This window comes from Nocardioides sp. Z35_8, from assembly GCF_059621125.1.
This window is the reverse complement of the sequence record NZ_JCAQIE010000001.1, coordinates 1,203,065-1,217,608: the sequence shown is the minus strand read 5'-3', so window position 1 is coordinate 1,217,608 and position 14,544 is coordinate 1,203,065. Positions and strand designations below refer to the sequence as shown.

General features: G+C 73.7%; 13 protein-coding genes. 6 read left to right on the top strand and 7 right to left on the bottom strand.

Annotated elements, in window-relative coordinates; all coding sequences use genetic code 11:
• Positions 1-73: 73 nt before the first annotated feature.
• The 5 genes from AC54T2_RS05870 to AC54T2_RS05850 all read left to right on the top strand — a co-directional run bounded on the left by AC54T2_RS05870 (position 74) and on the right by AC54T2_RS05850 (position 5,665).
• Positions 74-1,231 carry a sensor histidine kinase gene (locus AC54T2_RS05870; RefSeq protein WP_496665746.1) on the top strand — a complete coding sequence of 386 codons (1,158 nt, stop codon included), beginning with the start codon at positions 74-76 and terminating at the stop codon, positions 1,229-1,231.
• The gene (locus AC54T2_RS05865; RefSeq protein ID WP_496665745.1) at positions 1,228-1,908 is read left to right on the top strand and encodes a response regulator; all 681 of its coding nucleotides are present in this window, start codon (positions 1,228-1,230) and stop codon (positions 1,906-1,908) included. Before AC54T2_RS05870 ends, AC54T2_RS05865 begins: the two co-directional genes overlap by 4 nt.
• A 118-nt stretch (positions 1,909-2,026) precedes the next feature.
• Positions 2,027-2,776: an ABC transporter ATP-binding protein gene (locus tag AC54T2_RS05860; protein ID WP_496665744.1), complete on the top strand. Its 750-nt coding sequence runs from the start codon at positions 2,027-2,029 to the stop codon at positions 2,774-2,776.
• Positions 2,776-5,187 carry an ABC transporter permease gene (locus tag AC54T2_RS05855; protein WP_186339937.1) on the top strand — a complete coding sequence of 804 codons (2,412 nt, stop codon included), beginning with the start codon at positions 2,776-2,778 and terminating at the stop codon, positions 5,185-5,187. Before AC54T2_RS05860 ends, AC54T2_RS05855 begins: the two co-directional genes overlap by 1 nt.
• A gap of 82 nt (positions 5,188-5,269) precedes the next feature.
• The gene (locus AC54T2_RS05850; RefSeq protein WP_186339936.1) at positions 5,270-5,665 is read left to right on the top strand and encodes a low affinity iron permease family protein; all 396 of its coding nucleotides are present in this window, start codon (positions 5,270-5,272) and stop codon (positions 5,663-5,665) included.
• 6 nt (positions 5,666-5,671) lie between these two features.
• Here the strand turns inward: AC54T2_RS05850 and AC54T2_RS05845 are convergent, their stop codons facing one another.
• Positions 5,672-6,706, bottom strand: coding sequence for an MsnO8 family LLM class oxidoreductase (locus AC54T2_RS05845; protein ID WP_489975533.1), 1,035 nt, complete (start codon positions 6,704-6,706; stop codon positions 5,672-5,674).
• 86 nt (positions 6,707-6,792) lie between these two features.
• Between AC54T2_RS05845 and AC54T2_RS05840 the strand changes: the two genes are divergently transcribed.
• Complete coding sequence (locus tag AC54T2_RS05840) at positions 6,793-8,196, top strand: MFS transporter (protein ID WP_206054473.1); 1,404 nt, start codon at positions 6,793-6,795, stop codon at positions 8,194-8,196.
• Here the strand turns inward: AC54T2_RS05840 and AC54T2_RS05835 are convergent.
• The 6 genes from AC54T2_RS05835 to AC54T2_RS05810 form a co-directional block, all read right to left on the bottom strand.
• On the bottom strand, positions 8,174-9,331 hold the full coding sequence (locus AC54T2_RS05835; RefSeq protein ID WP_496665743.1) for a DUF418 domain-containing protein: 1,158 nt from the start codon (positions 9,329-9,331) through the stop codon (positions 8,174-8,176). The two genes, AC54T2_RS05840 and AC54T2_RS05835, sit on opposite strands and share 23 nt — an antisense overlap.
• 106 nt (positions 9,332-9,437) lie before the next feature.
• Complete coding sequence (locus AC54T2_RS05830) at positions 9,438-10,484, bottom strand: aldo/keto reductase (RefSeq protein ID WP_496665742.1); 1,047 nt, start codon at positions 10,482-10,484, stop codon at positions 9,438-9,440.
• Positions 10,481-11,824: an LLM class flavin-dependent oxidoreductase gene (locus tag AC54T2_RS05825; protein ID WP_186339932.1), complete on the bottom strand. Its 1,344-nt coding sequence runs from the start codon at positions 11,822-11,824 to the stop codon at positions 10,481-10,483. Before AC54T2_RS05825 ends, AC54T2_RS05830 begins: the two co-directional genes overlap by 4 nt.
• Entirely contained in the window at positions 11,821-12,624 is an 804-nt protein-coding gene (locus tag AC54T2_RS05820) for an ABC transporter ATP-binding protein (protein WP_496665741.1), read from the bottom strand. The genes AC54T2_RS05825 and AC54T2_RS05820 overlap by 4 nt, the downstream gene beginning before the upstream one ends.
• Positions 12,600-13,436 carry an ABC transporter permease gene (locus AC54T2_RS05815; RefSeq protein WP_496665740.1) on the bottom strand — a complete coding sequence of 279 codons (837 nt, stop codon included), beginning with the start codon at positions 13,434-13,436 and terminating at the stop codon, positions 12,600-12,602. Before AC54T2_RS05815 ends, AC54T2_RS05820 begins: the two co-directional genes overlap by 25 nt.
• Positions 13,433-14,485, bottom strand: a complete 1,053-nt coding sequence (locus AC54T2_RS05810; protein WP_489975528.1) for an ABC transporter substrate-binding protein — start codon at positions 14,483-14,485, stop codon at positions 13,433-13,435. The genes AC54T2_RS05815 and AC54T2_RS05810 overlap by 4 nt, the downstream gene beginning before the upstream one ends.
• Positions 14,486-14,544 lie beyond the last annotated feature (59 nt).

Sequence of the window (14,544 nt, the reverse complement as noted above, 5' to 3'; positions counted from 1 at the left end):
GGACGGACGAGCGCGGACCGGGGTCCTCCCGTGGGCTGACGCAACGGCACCGCGCGCTGGTTAGGGTCCGACCATGGACCAGCACCCGTGGCGCCTGGGACCGCGCGCGCGGCGGTGGCTGGACGTGTCGATCGTCGGCGGGCTGGTGGTGCTCGGGATGGTCGGCCACCTCGCCGTCGGGGAGCCGGTGGCCGCGCTCCTCACGACCGCCGAGGTGGTCCCGCTGCTCTGGCGCCGCACCCGCGCCTGGGGGGTGTTCCTCGCGGTGGCCACGGCGTCCGCGGTGCAGGCCGTGGCCTACCACGAGCCGGTCGTCGGCCAGCTCGCGTTCCCCATCGCCGTCTACGCCGTGGCTCGCTGGTCGCCGCGCTGGCAGGGGGTGACGGCGCTGCTCGTCGGCTACGCCGCCTCGCTGGTCGCGGCGGTCCGTTGGACCCTGGGCTTCGGCGGCGAGCTGACCGCCGGCAACATCGTCCCCTACGCCGTGACTATCGGCGCTCTCGTCACGACCGCCTGGGCGCTGGGCTTCGCGGCCCAGGAGCGGGAGAAGTACGTCGCCTCGCTGGTCGCGCGCGCCGAGCAGGCCGAGCGGATGGCCGAGCGCGAGGTCGAGCTCGCCGCCCGCGACGAGCGCTCGCGCATCGCCCGCGAGATGCACGACGTCGTCGCCCATGGGCTGTCGGTGATCGTCGTGCAGGCCGACGGCGCCCGCTACGCCGCGGCGAAGGACCCCGGCGTGGCGGTCGCCACCCTCGAGACGATCGCCGCCGCGGGCCGCGAGGCGCTGACCGAGATGCGCCGCCTGCTGGGGCTGCTGCGCGAGGGCGACACGGGCGTGGCGCCGCAGCCCGGGCTCGGCGACGTGCGCCACCTGGTCGAGGAGGCGCGCACCGCCGGCATGCGGGTCACCGCCGACCTCCCCGACCGGGTGGCCGAGGTGCCCGAGGTGCCCGTCGGCGTCGGGCTGGCGGCCTACCGGATCGTGCAGGAGGCGCTCACCAACGTGCGCAAGCACGCCGGACCGGACGCGAGCGTGGACGTGCGGGTCACCGTCGACCGCGAGGTCGCCATCGACGTGCGTGACGACGGGCGGGGTGCGGCGGCGGGTGCCGACGGACGTGGGCTGGGCCTGGTCGGCATGCGCGAGCGCGCCGCCGTCCACGGCGGCACCCTCGAGGCCGGCCCGGCGCCCGGCGGCGGCTTCGCGGTGTCTGCGAGGCTGCCGCTGTGAGCGAGCACCCCACGGCCGACCGGATCCGGGTCTTCCTCGTCGACGACCAGCAGATGGTGCGCGCCGGCTTCCGGATGCTGGTCGAGAGCCAGGACGACATGGAGGTCGTCGGCGAGGCCGGCGACGGCGCCGAGGCGCTGGAGCGACTGTCGGTCACCGCCGCCGACGTGGTGCTGATGGACGTCCGGATGCCCCGCGTCGACGGGGTGGAGGCCACCCGGCGGCTGCTGGCGGGCGCCGAGCCGCCGCGGGTGATCGTGCTGACCACCTTCGACCTCGACGAGTACGCCTTCGCCGCGATCCGTGCCGGCGCCTCCGCGTTCCTGCTCAAGGACGCCGCCCCGCCCGACCTCCTCGGCGCGATCCGGGCCGTGCAAGCCGGCGACGCCGTCGTCGCGCCGAGCACCACCCGCCGGCTGCTCGACCACTTCGCCGCGCTGCCCGACCCTGCCACGACCGGGCTCGTCGACGACCGACTCGCACAGCTCACCGACCGCGAGGTCGAGGTGCTGACCCTGGTCGCCCGCGGCCTCAGCAACACCGAGATCGCCGCCGCGCTCGTCGTCGCCGAGACGACCGTGAAGACCCACGTCGGCCGGGTGCTGGCCAAGACCGGCTCGCGCGACCGCGTGCAGCTCGTGGTGCTCGGCTACGAGTCGGGCCTGGTCACCCCCTAGCCCGTCCCCGCGTCCTCCCCCGGTCGTACGCCGACCCGCCGGGTGCGACCGCAGGGGGACGGGAGGTCCGTGCCGGGGACCGACGACCCGGGGGCCGCGAACGACGAGCGTTGTCCCCATGACGACGACACCCGACCTGACCACCCGCACGGCGGCGAGCGCCCGCGGGCTGACCCGCACCTACGGAGCCGGCGACAGCGCCGTGCACGCCCTGCGCGGCGTCGACCTCGACCTGCCCGCCGGGCGCTTCACCGCGATCATGGGCCCCAGCGGCTCCGGCAAGTCGACCCTGATGCACTGCCTGGCCGGACTCGACGCCGCGACGAGCGGCACGGTGAGCGTCGCGGGACGCGACCTCGCCGGGCTCGACGACACCGCCCTGACCCTCTTCCGCCGCGAGCACATCGGCTTCGTCTTCCAGGCGTTCAACCTGCTGCCGATGCTCACCGCCGGGCAGAACATCGTCCTCCCGCTCGAGCTCGCCGGCCGGGACGTCGACCGCGAGCGCTACGACCAGGTCGTCGGTGTCCTCGGCCTCGCCGACCGCCTCGGGCACCTGCCCAGCCAGCTCTCCGGCGGCCAGCAGCAGCGCGTCGCCATCGCTCGGGCCCTGGTCACCCAGCCTGCCATCGTCTTCGCCGACGAGCCCACCGGCAACCTCGACAGCGAGGCCAGCGCCGAGGTGCTCGATCACCTGCGCCGCTCGGTCCGCGAGCTCGGCATGACGGTCGTCCTGGTGACCCACGAGCTCGACGCGGCGGCCTACGCCGACGACGTGGTGGTCATCCACGACGGCGCGCTCACCGCCCACCTCACCGACCCCGGCCAGGACGAGCTGGTCGCCGCACTGCGCGGGAAGGGCGCCTGATGCGCACCGTGATCCTGGCGTCGATGCGCCACCACACCCGCAGGTACGTCGCCGCGTCGCTCGCCGTCGTCATCGGCGTCGCCTTCATCGTGGTGATCGGGATGCTCACCGGAGCCACCCGGTCCGGGCTGACCGAGGACACCGGAGCGCCCGTCGCGGGCGTCGACCGGGTCGTGTCGACCTACGACACCGACGAGGTGAACGGGCTCGTGGACGCCGCGGCCGAGGGCGGCTTCGCGGTCCTGACGCTCGGCTACGCCATGGAGCCCGTCGCGCGCGACGGCGTCCAGCTCGCGGCGTCGGCGGACATCGCGGAGGCGTCCCTCGACCCGCGCGTGCAGTGGCAGCAGCTCGAGGACGGACGGTTCCCCGCGGAGGCCGGCGAGGCGCTGGCGGACGTCAACCGGAGCAAGGCCGCGGGCATGGCCATCGGCGACGTGGTCCGCATCGGCAGCGGGTCTGCCGCGACGGACGTCGAGATCGTCGGTCTGGTGGACAGCCCCGCGGCGCTCGGCGCCGCGCTCTACGTGCCGTGGCAGGACCTCCGGCGGTTCGAGGACACGCTGTGGATCGACGCGGTCGGGTGGGACGGCCCGGCGGACCTGGCCCGCGAGGTGGCTCCCGACGCCACGGTCGCGTCCTCGTCCGACTGGACGGCCGCCCGCCAGGCCGAGATCACCCGCGGTGTCGACGTCATCGCGATCATGGCGCTGCTGTTCGTCGCGATCGCGCTGTTCGTCGGCGTGCTGGTGATCACCAACACCTTCGCCATCCTCTTCGCGCAGCGCATGCGCGACTTCGCGCTGCTGCGCTGCGTCGGCGTCACCCGCCGGCAGCTGCGAGGCGCGATCCGGCTCGAGGCCCTCGTCCTGGGGGTGGCCGCATCGGCGATCGGCGTCGCCGTCGGGACGCTCGCCGGGGCCGGCCTCGTCGTGCTGGTGCGCCGGTGGTTCACCGACATGGGTCCGGCCGCGCTCGACCCCGTCTGGACCGCCACGGCCTTCGCGGTGGGGACCCTGGTGACGCTCGGTGCCGCCTGGCTGCCGACGCGCGCGGCCGTGAGGGTCGCCCCGCTCGCCGCCCTGCGACCTGCCACCGGCGTGGACGTGCGGTCGGCCGCCGGACGCTGGCGCCTGGCCCTCGCCGCTCTCGGCATCGGGGCCGGCGGGGTCCTGCTGGCGGCGGCGATCGCCACGAAGTCGGTGCCGGTGATGCTCGCCGGCGGCGTGCTCGCCTTCGTCGGTGTGCTCCTCCTCGGCCCGGTGCTGGTGCCGCGGCTGATCCGGCTGACCGGCGCGCTGCCGGGCGGGGGGCCGGTGCGCCGGCTCGCCACCGGCAACGCCGTGCGCAACCCGCGGCGTACGGCGACCACGGCCGCCTCGCTCCTCGTCGGGGTGACCCTGACGACCGCGATCCTCACGGGGCTGGCCTCCTCGCGCACCGCGATCGACCAGGACATGGACGACTCGCACCCGCTGGACTCCAGCATCACCGCGGTCGACGAGCCGCTGGACGGCTCGCTCGTCGACCGGGTCGCGGCCACCGATGGGGTCGCCGAAGCCGTCGCGCTGGACGGCACTACGGCCACCATCGGACAGGTGGCGCTCACCCTCCTCGCAGCGGACGACGGCACCCGGGTCGTGCGCGGGTCCGCCGACCTGGTGCCCGACGACGGCGTGCTGCTCCTGCCCCACAGCGTGGTCGCGGAGCTTCCGGCACGGCTGTCCGAGCGCGCCGGGCAGGGGGAGGCGACCGTCACGGTCGGCGGCCGCGAGCACACCCTCGAGGTGCGGACCGACAGCGGCTGGGGACGCTCGGGCCTGGTGTCCGCCACCACGCTCGCAGCGCTCGACCCCGACGCGCGAGCGATGGCGGTGTGGGCCAGGGCCGCGGACGGTGCCGACGCGGATGAGCTGTCGGGCGACCTCGCGGTGCTGGCCGGGGCGGCGGACGCCGACCTGGGCGGCGGCTGGACCGAGCGCAGCTGGGTCTACCTCCAGGTCGACATCCTCACCGGTGCCGTCGTCGGCCTGATGGCCGTGGCGATCCTCATCGCGCTGGTCGGCATCGCCAACACGCTGGGGCTGTCGGTGCTCGAGCGCGGCCGGGAGAACGCGCTGCTGCGGGCGATGGGACTCACGCGCGAGCAGCTGCGCCGCGCGATGGCGGCCGAGGGCCTGCTCCTGTCCTCGGTGGCGACGCTGATGGGCCTCGCGATCGGCCTGGCCTTCGCCTGGGTCGGGGTGCAGGTCATGGTGGCCGGGGTCGTCGACGGCGCCGGGTTCACCGTCCCGGTGTGGCAGCTCGGAGCCGTCGCGCTGGTCGCGGCCCTCGCCGGGCTGGCCGCCTGCGTCGTGCCCGCGCGCCGGGCGGCGCGGGTGACGCCTGCCGCGGGACTCGCGCTCGTCTGAGCGCGGGCCTCGGGCAGGAGAAGGGCCCCGGACCTCCTCGGGGGAGGGGTCCGGGGCCGATCCGACCCGCTAGGTTCCGTCCATGGAGCGCACCGAGGCGGCGGAGAGCCGCAAGCAGCACGACGGGCTCGACCCCTTCGAGCGGTTCGTCGAGCTGTCGACCAGGGCCATCAGCCGGGCGCCGTTCTTCGCCGTCGTCGTGGCGGTCGTGGTGATCTGGGCGGCGAGCTATCCGTTCTGGTCGAGCACCACCAAGTGGGAGCTGGCGATCCACACCTTCGGTGCGGTCCTCTCACTGCTGCTGCTCGTGCTGTTGGAGAACGCCGGGCGTCGCAACACCGAGGCCATGCAGGAGAAGCTCAACGTGATCGCCGAGGCGATGGCCGCGCTGATGGACTCACGCGCCGCCGACGACCCCGGTCTCCGTGGCGCGGTCGAGGACCTGCGCGAGGCGGTCGGGCTCGAGAAGCGGCACTGAGGGCCCTCAGCCGACGAGCAGCCGCAGCGTCTCCTCGCGCGCCGGCGAGGTGCGTACGTCGGTGCCGGCCGCGGCGCCCGCGACCGGGTGCACCATCACCTCGTCGACGCCGAACTCCTGGGCGAGCTCCTCGATCCGGGCGCGCGCCTGCTCGGGGGCGCCGACGATCCAACGCCGCGCCATCGCCTCGGCGAGCGCGCGCTGGTCGGGCGTCAGCTCGACCGCCTCGGCCTCCTCGACGAGCCGCTGGGCGTGCAGGGGGGCGCCGGTGCGCAGCGCGATCATCTGCTGCACGTTGGGCAGCGCGCGGCGGCGCGCCTCCTCCTCGGTCTCGGCCACGACGGCGTTGACGGTCAGGAACGTGCGGGGCTCGGGATACTCCGGCGACGGGCGGTAGGACGAGCGGTAGAGGTCGAGCGCCACGCCCGTGCCCTCCCCCGAGAAGTGGTGCGCGAAGACGTAGGGCAGGCCCTTCTCGGCGGCCAGGCGAGCCGAGTAGTCGCTCGAGCCGAGCAGCCACATGTCGGCCAGCGTGCGGGCGGCGGGGGTCGCGCGGAGCGGCTGGCGGCGCGGGCCGACCTGGAGCTCCACGCCCTCGGTGGTCATCAGGGTGCGGATGTCCTCGACGTAGTCGGGGAACTTGGTGACCGCCTCGTCGGCGGACTCCGCGCTCCCGCCGCGCAGGACGTACCTGGTGAGCGGGTCGGTGCCGGGGGCCCGGCCGATGCCCAGGTCGATGCGGCCGGGGAAGGCGGCCTCGAGCAGGGCGAACTGCTCGGCGACGACCAACGGCGCGTGGTTGGGCAGCATCACGCCGCCCGAGCCGACCCGGATGCGCTCGGTCGCGGAGGCGAGCATCGCGATGAGGACGGGCGGGTTGGTGGCGGCGACGGCCGGCATGTTGTGGTGCTCGGCGACCCAGTAGCGGCGGTAGCCGAGGTCGTCGGCGACGCGGACGAGGTCGCGCGAGGCGGCGATGGCGTCACCGGTGGTCTGGTCGCTGCGGACGGGCACGAGGTCGAGCACGGAGAGAGCAGTCACTGTCGGCGCAGCGTCCGCGACGCCGCGATTATTCCGGAGCACAACCCGGTTGACCTCGTGTGCACGGCAGGCCCTACCGTCACCGAGTGAGCACCAGCACCACGCCGGGCACCGACGAGCCGCGCGAGCGGATCCTCTCCCCGGCCTACGCCGCCACGACGGTCGGCCTGTTCTCCCTCATCGCGTTCGCCGCCTTCGAGGCGATGGCGGTGACCACCGTGATGCCGACCGTCGCGCGCAGCCTCGACGGCTTCGACTACTACGCCCTCGCGTTCGCCGCCCCCTTCGCCAGCGGCGTCGTCGGCATGGTGGCTGCGGGCATGTGGGCCGACCGCCGCGGTCCGTTCCAGCCGCTGCTGGCCTCGCTGGTGACCTTCTCGCTCGGCCTCCTCGTGTGCGGGACGGCACCGGCGATGGAGCTCTTCGTCGTGGGGCGCATCGTGCAGGGGCTGGGCAGCGGCGCGATGATCGTCGTGGCCTACGTGCTGGTCGGGCTGGTCTACCCCGCCCGGCTCCGCGGCGCCATCTTCGCCGCCTTCGCCGCCGCATGGGTCCTGCCGGCCCTGTTCGGACCCGGGGTGGCCGCGTTCGTCGCGCACGCGGTCGGCTGGCGGTGGGTCTTCCTGGGGATCGTGTTCCTGGTCGCGGTGTCGGCGGTCCTGGTGACCCCCACCGCCCGGCGGCAGCCCGCCCCCGCGGAGCCGGGCGCGGCGTCCCTGTCCCGCCTCGGCTGGGCGGTGCTCGCCGCCGCAGCGGTGCTCGCGCTCGAGCTGCTCGGCTCCGGGACCGGTGCCACCCTGGTGGCCGCGGCGCTCGCGTTCGTGCTGGTCGTCGTCGGCGTCCGCCCGCTGCTGCCCGCGGGAACGCTCACCGGCGGGCGCGGCCTGCCGGCCGTGATCGCCACCCGCGGCCTGCTCGCCGCCTCGTTCTTCTGCGCCGAGGCCTACATCGTCTACGTCCTCCAGGAGCGGTGGGACCTCACTCCCGGCCAGGCCGGCATCGCCCTGACCCTCGTCGGCGTGGTGTGGGCGGCGTCCAGCCAGGTCTCCTCGCGCCTGGGTGAGCGCGTCTCGCACGGCGCCGCGTTCCGGTTCGGCACGAGCGTCGTGCTGCTCGGTGTCGCGGGCATCGCGGCCCTCGTCTGGCTCCGCTCCAGGGGCACGGGCGTCCCGGCGCCGGCTCCCATCGCGGCCTACGTCCTCGCCAGCATCGGCATGGGCTTCGCCTATCCCCGCACGGGCGTGGCGATGCTCGCCTCGGCCACCGACGAGGACCGTGGCTTCAACTCCTCGGCCCTCACCGTCGCCGACTCGCTGGGCGCCGCGCTGGCGCTGTCGGTGAGCGGCATCGCCTACGCCGCTGCGGTGCGCGCCGACGTCGATCCCTTCTCGGTGGTCTACGCCCTCGCGGTCGTCATCGGCGTGCTCGGGGTGGTGGTCGGTGCCCGGGCCGCGGCGCGTCCGGAGGTCAGCGGTAGGTCACCTGCCTGACGAGCACCTCGAACGGTCCGCGCCTGCCGGTCCGGCGCATCCAGTCGGCGAGCGCCACCGTGAGCAGCCAGGTGAGGACGGCGAGCACCGCGTTGGCGGCGATGGTCAGGTCGTCGGAGAGCCCGAGCAGCACAGGAGTGAAGGCCAGCGTCCACACCACCGACTGCGCGAGGTAGCACGTCATGGACCGTTGGCCGACGGCCTGCAGGGCCAGCACCGTCCTCCCCTGCGCGCGCCCGGTCTCCTCGAGGCGCAGCGCGACCAGCGCGATCAGGGCCGCATAGCCGAAGCCGCCCAGGACCCCGGTCGCGTCGTGGAGCGCGGCCGGCCCGGAGACGGTGGCACCGCCGGGCACCCGGCCGTCGAGCTGGAGCAGGGCGAGCGGCTGGGCGCCGACGACGGCCGCGGCAACACCCGTCAGGCCGACGACGAGGAGGCCACGGGCCCGCCTGGCCCGCGCCTCGGGCGACGGCGGCTCGAGCAACCGGCGGCGGCCGGCCCACAGGCCGACCAGGAAGGGGCACGCGAAGCCGACCGGTCCCAGAAGGGCGATGAAGCCCGACGCGGTGGCGCGGTCGACCACCATCGTGACGAGGCCGGTCGGCAGCATCGTTGCGACGTCCGGCCCCCCGGTGGCGTCCCCCAGGGCGCCGTCGTCGGGCAGCGCGACGAGCACGAGGAAGGCGGCTGCGACGCCGAGCAGCCATCCGTCCTTCCACCGCACGGCCCAGGCACCGACCAGGAGGAGCACCCCGTAGGCGGCGAGGATGTCGCCCACGAAGAGCAGCACCGCGTGCAGGAATCCGACGCAGACCAGGACGCCGGCGCGGCGCCAGAGCAGGCGACGTACGTCCCGGGGCCTGGCGTCGCCCTGCCGCCGCACGATCTGGCTGACGCCGTAGCCGAAGAGCAGGCCGAACATCGGGAAGGCCCGACCATCGACGAACGTCGTGGTCGCCCACGCGACCGCCCGGTCGAGCGAACCCTGGTCGAGCGGGTAGCCGCCGAGGTACGACGACCCCTCGAGGAAGTAGTGCGAATTGGCCAGTGCGATCGCGAGCAGCATGACGCCGCGCGCGAGGTCCGGTCCCAGCGACCGCGACGCCTGGTCGACGGGTCCGGCAGCGACGGTCATGCTCGGGATACTAGAGTGACTGCTCCATTATTGGAACACCTGCCGTCGCCCGCTCCCCCGCGACCCGCCGCCCGGCCCTCCCCTCGGGGCCGGGCGGCGCGCGCGATCAGCGGCGCCGGAGCGCCGCCTCGACGAGGGCCGGCGGTGCGTAACCCCGGTCTGCCTCGTTGAGCGTGGTGCCGGGCGGGACGATCTCGTCGATCCGGTCGAGCACGTCGGACGGCAGCACGACCTTCTCCACGCCGAGCTGCGACTCGAGCTGCTCGAGGGTCCGCGGGCCGATGATGGCCGAGGACACCCCCGGGTGCGCGAGCACGAAGCCGAGGGCGAGGTGGATCAGCGACAGCCCCGCCTCGTCGGCCAGCTCCTGCAGCGCGAAGACCGCCTCGAGCTTGACCTTGTTCTCCGGCGAGGACGGGTCGTGACGCGCGGGCTGGCGGCGCAGCCGGCTCGACGTCACCGCCGGGTCCTCGCCGCGGCGGTAGCGACCCGAGAGCCAGCCTCCCGCGAGCGGGCTCCAGGGGAGCACGCCGAGGCCGTACTTCTGTGCGGTCGGCAGGATGTCGCGCTCGACCTCGCGAGCGAGGATCGAGTACGGCGGCTGCTCGGTGACAGGGCGCTCCCGGTTGCGCTTCTCCGCCACCCAATGCGCCTCCACGACCTGGGAGGGCAGGAACGTCGAGGTGCCGATGTAGCGCACCTTGCCCTGGCGGACGAGGTCGGTCAGGGCACCGAGGGTCTCGTCGATGTCGACCTCGGGCCGCGGCCGGTGCACCTGGTAGAGGTCGATGTGGTCGACCTGCAGGCGTCGCAGCGAGTGCTCGACCTCGCGGATGATCCAGCGACGCGAGTTGCCGGCCTGGTTGGGGTCCTCGTCGTGCATGGTGCCGTGGAACTTGGTGGCGAGGAAGACGTCGTCGCGGCTGCCCGTGCGGGCCTTCAGCGCCTTGCCGACGATCTCCTCCGACTCACCGCGGGCATAGACGTCGGCGGTGTCGATGACGTTGATGCCGGCGTCGAGCGCACGGTGGATGATCGCGATCGACTCGTCGTGGTCGGGGTTGCCCCACGCGCCGAACATCATCGCGCCGAGGGTCAGTGGACTGACCTGGACGCCGGTCCGCCCCAGGGGGCGGTAGTGGTCGAAGCTCATGCGGTCCTCTCGTTGAAGGTGGGTGCGTACTGGCTGGCGGGTCGTTCGAGGCCGAGGTGCTCGCGGAGGGTGCTTCCTGTGTACTCCTCGCGGAACAGCCCGCGTGCACGCAGGATCGGCACGACCTCGTCGATGAAGACCTCGATGCCTCCCGGCAGCCACGGCGGCATCACGTTGAAGCCGTCGGCGGCTCCCGACTCCGCCCACTCCTGGATGGTGTCGGCGACCTGGTCGGGGGTGCCGGTGACGACCCGGTGGCCGCGGGCACCGGCGAGGCGGTGGCAGAGCTGGCGCAGCGTCGGCTGCTCGCGCTCGACGATGTCGAGCACCAGCTGGAACCTGCTGCCCTCGCTGCGCTCCTCGCTCGCGTCGATCACCTCGCGCGGGAAGGGACCGTCGAGGTCGTACGCCGAGAGGTCGACGCCGGTCAGCCGGTTGAGCTGCGCGAGCGAGTACTCCGGCTGGGTGAGGTCGTTGAGCTGCTGGTGCAGGTCCTCGGCCTCCCGCGCCGTGGACCCGATGAACGGGCTGATGCCCGGCAGCACCTTGAGCCCCCGTGGGTCGCGACCCTGCGCCTGCGCCCGCCGCTTGATGTCGGCGTAGAACTCCTGGGCCGACCCGATCGTCTGGTGGGCGGTGAAGATCGCCTCGGCCCAGCGGGCCGCGAAGGCGCGCCCGTCCTCCGACGAGCCGGCCTGCACGTAGACCGGCCGGCCCTGCGGCGAGCGGGGCGCGTTGAGCGGGCCCGCCACCCGGAAGTGCTTGCCGACGTGGTCGACGCGGTGGATCTTGTCGGGGTCGGCGAAGATCCCGCTCTCCCGGTCGGCGACGACCGCGTCGTCCTCCCAGCTGTCCCAGAGCTTGGTCACGACCTCGAGGTACTCCTCGGCCCGCTCGTAGCGGTCGCGGTGCAGCGGGTGGGCGTCGAGGCCGAAGTTGAGCGCCGCGTCGGCCGCGCCCGTCGTGACGATGTTCCAGCCGGCGCGGCCACCGCTGAGGTGGTCGAGCCCGCAGAACTGCCGGGCGAGGTTGTAGGGCTCGGTGTAGGTGGTCGACGCGGTGCCGATCACGCCGATCCGCTCGGTCGCGGCCACGATCGCCGTCATCACGGTGATCGGCTCGAGGCGGAAGCGGGCGGCGTACTGGATGTTCTCGGCCAGGGAGGGGCCGTCGGCGAAGAAGACGGCGTCGAACTTCGCCGCCTCCGCGCGCTGGGCGAGCTCCTGGTAGTAGGTGATGTCGAGGATCCGGTCGGTCTGGCTGTCCGGGTGCCGCCAGGCCGCCTCGTGGTGGCCGTCGGGGTAGATGAAGAGGTTGAGGTGGAGCTGCCGGCCGGTCATGACGCCGCCCGGTCCACGGCGCTGTCCACGGCACGGTCGAGGCGCGCCGGTGCGGCGTCGTGGTCGTCCTCGACACCGAGCTCGGCCAGCAGCCGGGCCCGGAGGCGGGCGAAGGCCGGGTCGGCCTGCGAGCGCCGGCCCTCGAGCTCGACGCGCGCGTCGTGGCGTACGACGCCGCCGTCCAGCACGATGACGCGGTCGGCCAGCACGATCGCCTCCTCGACGTCGTGGGTCACCAGCAGGACGGCCGGGCGGTGCACCTCGCACAGCTTGCGCAGCAGCGTGTGCATCCGGATCCGGGTCAGCGCGTCGAGCGCGCCGAAGGGCTCGTCGGCCAGCAGCAGCTGCGGGTCGCGGACCAGCGAGCGGGCCAGGGAGGCGCGCTGCTGCTCGCCGCCGGAGAGCTCGTGCGGCCATGCCCTCTCCCGCCCGGCGAGACCGACCTCGTCGAGCGCCCGGACGCCGCGCTCGGCGGCGTCGCGGTCGCGCAGGCCCAGGGTGACGTTGTCGAGCACGCGCTTCCACGGCAGCAGTCGGGAGTCCTGGAACACCACCGAGACCTTCTCCGGCACCTCGATGACTCCGGTGCCGGCGACGTCGCGGTCGAGGCCGGCCAGGGCGCGCAGCAGGGTGCTCTTGCCCGACCCGCTGCGACCCAGCAGCGCCACGAACTCGCCCGGGGCGATGTCGAGGTCGAGGCCGTTGAGCACGCCTCCCGCCTCGTTGAAGCTGCGGTGCAGGGACGTGACCCGCACCGCCTGCTCGTGCTGGGTGCTCAGCTCGCCAGTGTGCGACGCCATGACAGTGCCTTCCTCTCGATCAGTCGGACGATCGCGTCGGCGGTGACGCCGAGCATCGCGTAGACGACCAGGCCGACGACGATGACGTCGGTCTGTCCGTAGTTGGACGCGAGCGTGATCATGTGGCCGATGCCGCTCGTGGCGTTGATGACCTCGACGACGACCAGCGCGAGCAGCGAGGAGGTCACCGCGAAGCGCAGGCCGAGCAGGAAGCCGGGCATCGCGCCGGGGAGCACCACGTGGCGGATGAACTCACCGCGCGTGACACCGAGCGTCTCGGCGAGCTCGGCATACCTGCCCTCGATGGTGCGCAGGCCGTTGTGGGTGTGGATGTAGATGGGCACGAACACCGCGAGGGCGATCGTGATGACCTTCATCGGCTCGCCGATCCCGAGCCACAGGATCAGCAGCGGGATGAGGGCGAGCGTCGGGATGGAGCGCTTGACCTGGATCGGCCCGTCGATGAGGGACTCCCCGATCCGGGACAGGCCCGACAGCAGTGCGAGAACGGTGCCGACGACGACGCCGAGGCCCAGGCCCAGGGCCGCCCTGAGGCCCGAGGTGAGCAGCCCCTCCTGGAGGCGGCCGTTCTCGATGAGCGTCCCGGCCGTCTCCAGCACCGTCCATGGCTCGGTGAGCGTGCGCGGGTCGAGGAGTCCGGTCGCGGACCCCACCACCCAGGCCGCCAGGAGCGCGGCGATGCCGATGAGGCCACCGAAGCGGATCGGCCTGCCCGGGCCGAGCCGCCGCCGGGCCGGGCGTACGTCCTCCGCCTCGGCGAGTGCGCGGGCGGGTGCGGCGAGGGTCGTCATGAGCCCTCCAGCGCGGCCGCGATGGCCTTCTCGTAGCGGCGGTCGTAGAGGGTCTCGACCTTCAGCGGCTCCTGGCCCTGGGCCTCGACCAGCGTGTCGACGGTCTCCTGGTGGCGCGCGATGAACTCGTCCCAGTCGGTGGGCACCGTGTACTCGCCGAGCGCCTCGACGACGTGCGTGGCGTCCTCGGGCGCGAGGCCCTCGTGGTCGACGTAGTAGGCCTGGGCGAACTCGTCGGGGTGCTCGGAGATCCACTGCTGCGCCTTCGCCCAGGCGACGACGAACTCCTTGATCGCGGCGGCCTTGTCGGCGTCCTCGAGCACGGCGGTCGGCGCGTAGAGCGTCCACGCGTCGTCCCGCACGCCCGGGAGGATCGTCGTGGCGCCGTCGCGCTCGTACTTGGCGAGGTAGGTCTTGACCAGGGTCTGGCCGAGGGGCGCGACGTCGACCTGCTTGCCGGCGAGCGCGACGGAGAACGCGTCGTCGACGCTCTGCATCTCGACGAACTCCACGTCGTCCTGGCTCAGGCCGGCCGCGCGGAGCACGTTGAGCACCAGCGCCCCCTGCGCCTGGCCGGGGCTGTAGGCGATCTTCTTGCCCTTGAGGTCCTCGATCGACTCCACGTCGACGCCGGGGGCCACGCCGAGCTCGTACGTCGGGTGCTCCATCGGGTCGACGGTCTCCCGCGCGGCGACGATCCGGACGTCGGTGCCGGTCCAGTGGGCGAAGAGCGGCGGGATGTCGGCCACCGAGCCGATGTCGATGGCGTCGGCGCGGAACGCCTCCAGGGTCTTGGGGCCGCCGGTGATGTTCGCCCACTCGACCTCGACGTCCAGGTCGTCGATCAGGCCGGACGTCTCGAGGGCGACCTGCGTGGCGGGGTCGCCGACGCGCAGCACGGTGTCGTCGGCAGGGGCGTCGGGGAGGGCGGCGGTCAGCTCGAGCCGCGGTCCCGCCTGGTCGCCTCCGCAGGCGGAGAGGGCCAGGAGGCCGGCGCTGGCCAGCGCGGCCGCTCGGATCAGGGGGCGGGTGAGCCCTCGTCGTGGCATCAGGGATTCTCCTTCTCGGGACTACGGACCTTCAAAGTACTGTAAACAACTCGACTTTA

Excerpts from the sequence above, each read along its gene's own strand:
- AC54T2_RS05830 (WP_496665742.1), bottom strand. The coding sequence starts at position 10,484 with ATGAGCTTCGACCACTACCGCCCCCTGGGGCGGACCGGCGTCCAGGTC.
- AC54T2_RS05855 (WP_186339937.1), top strand. The coding sequence starts at position 2,776 with ATGCGCACCGTGATCCTGGCGTCGATGCGCCACCACACCCGCAGGTAC.
- AC54T2_RS05815 (WP_496665740.1), bottom strand. The coding sequence starts at position 13,436 with ATGACGACCCTCGCCGCACCCGCCCGCGCACTCGCCGAGGCGGAGGAC.
- AC54T2_RS05820 (WP_496665741.1), bottom strand. The coding sequence starts at position 12,624 with ATGGCGTCGCACACTGGCGAGCTGAGCACCCAGCACGAGCAGGCGGTG.
- AC54T2_RS05850 (WP_186339936.1), top strand. The coding sequence starts at position 5,270 with ATGGAGCGCACCGAGGCGGCGGAGAGCCGCAAGCAGCACGACGGGCTC.
- AC54T2_RS05810 (WP_489975528.1), bottom strand. The coding sequence starts at position 14,485 with ATGCCACGACGAGGGCTCACCCGCCCCCTGATCCGAGCGGCCGCGCTG.
- AC54T2_RS05835 (WP_496665743.1), bottom strand. The coding sequence starts at position 9,331 with ATGACCGTCGCTGCCGGACCCGTCGACCAGGCGTCGCGGTCGCTGGGA.
- AC54T2_RS05870 (WP_496665746.1), top strand. The coding sequence starts at position 74 with ATGGACCAGCACCCGTGGCGCCTGGGACCGCGCGCGCGGCGGTGGCTG.
- AC54T2_RS05860 (WP_496665744.1), top strand. The coding sequence starts at position 2,027 with ATGACGACGACACCCGACCTGACCACCCGCACGGCGGCGAGCGCCCGC.
- AC54T2_RS05825 (WP_186339932.1), bottom strand. The coding sequence starts at position 11,824 with ATGACCGGCCGGCAGCTCCACCTCAACCTCTTCATCTACCCCGACGGC.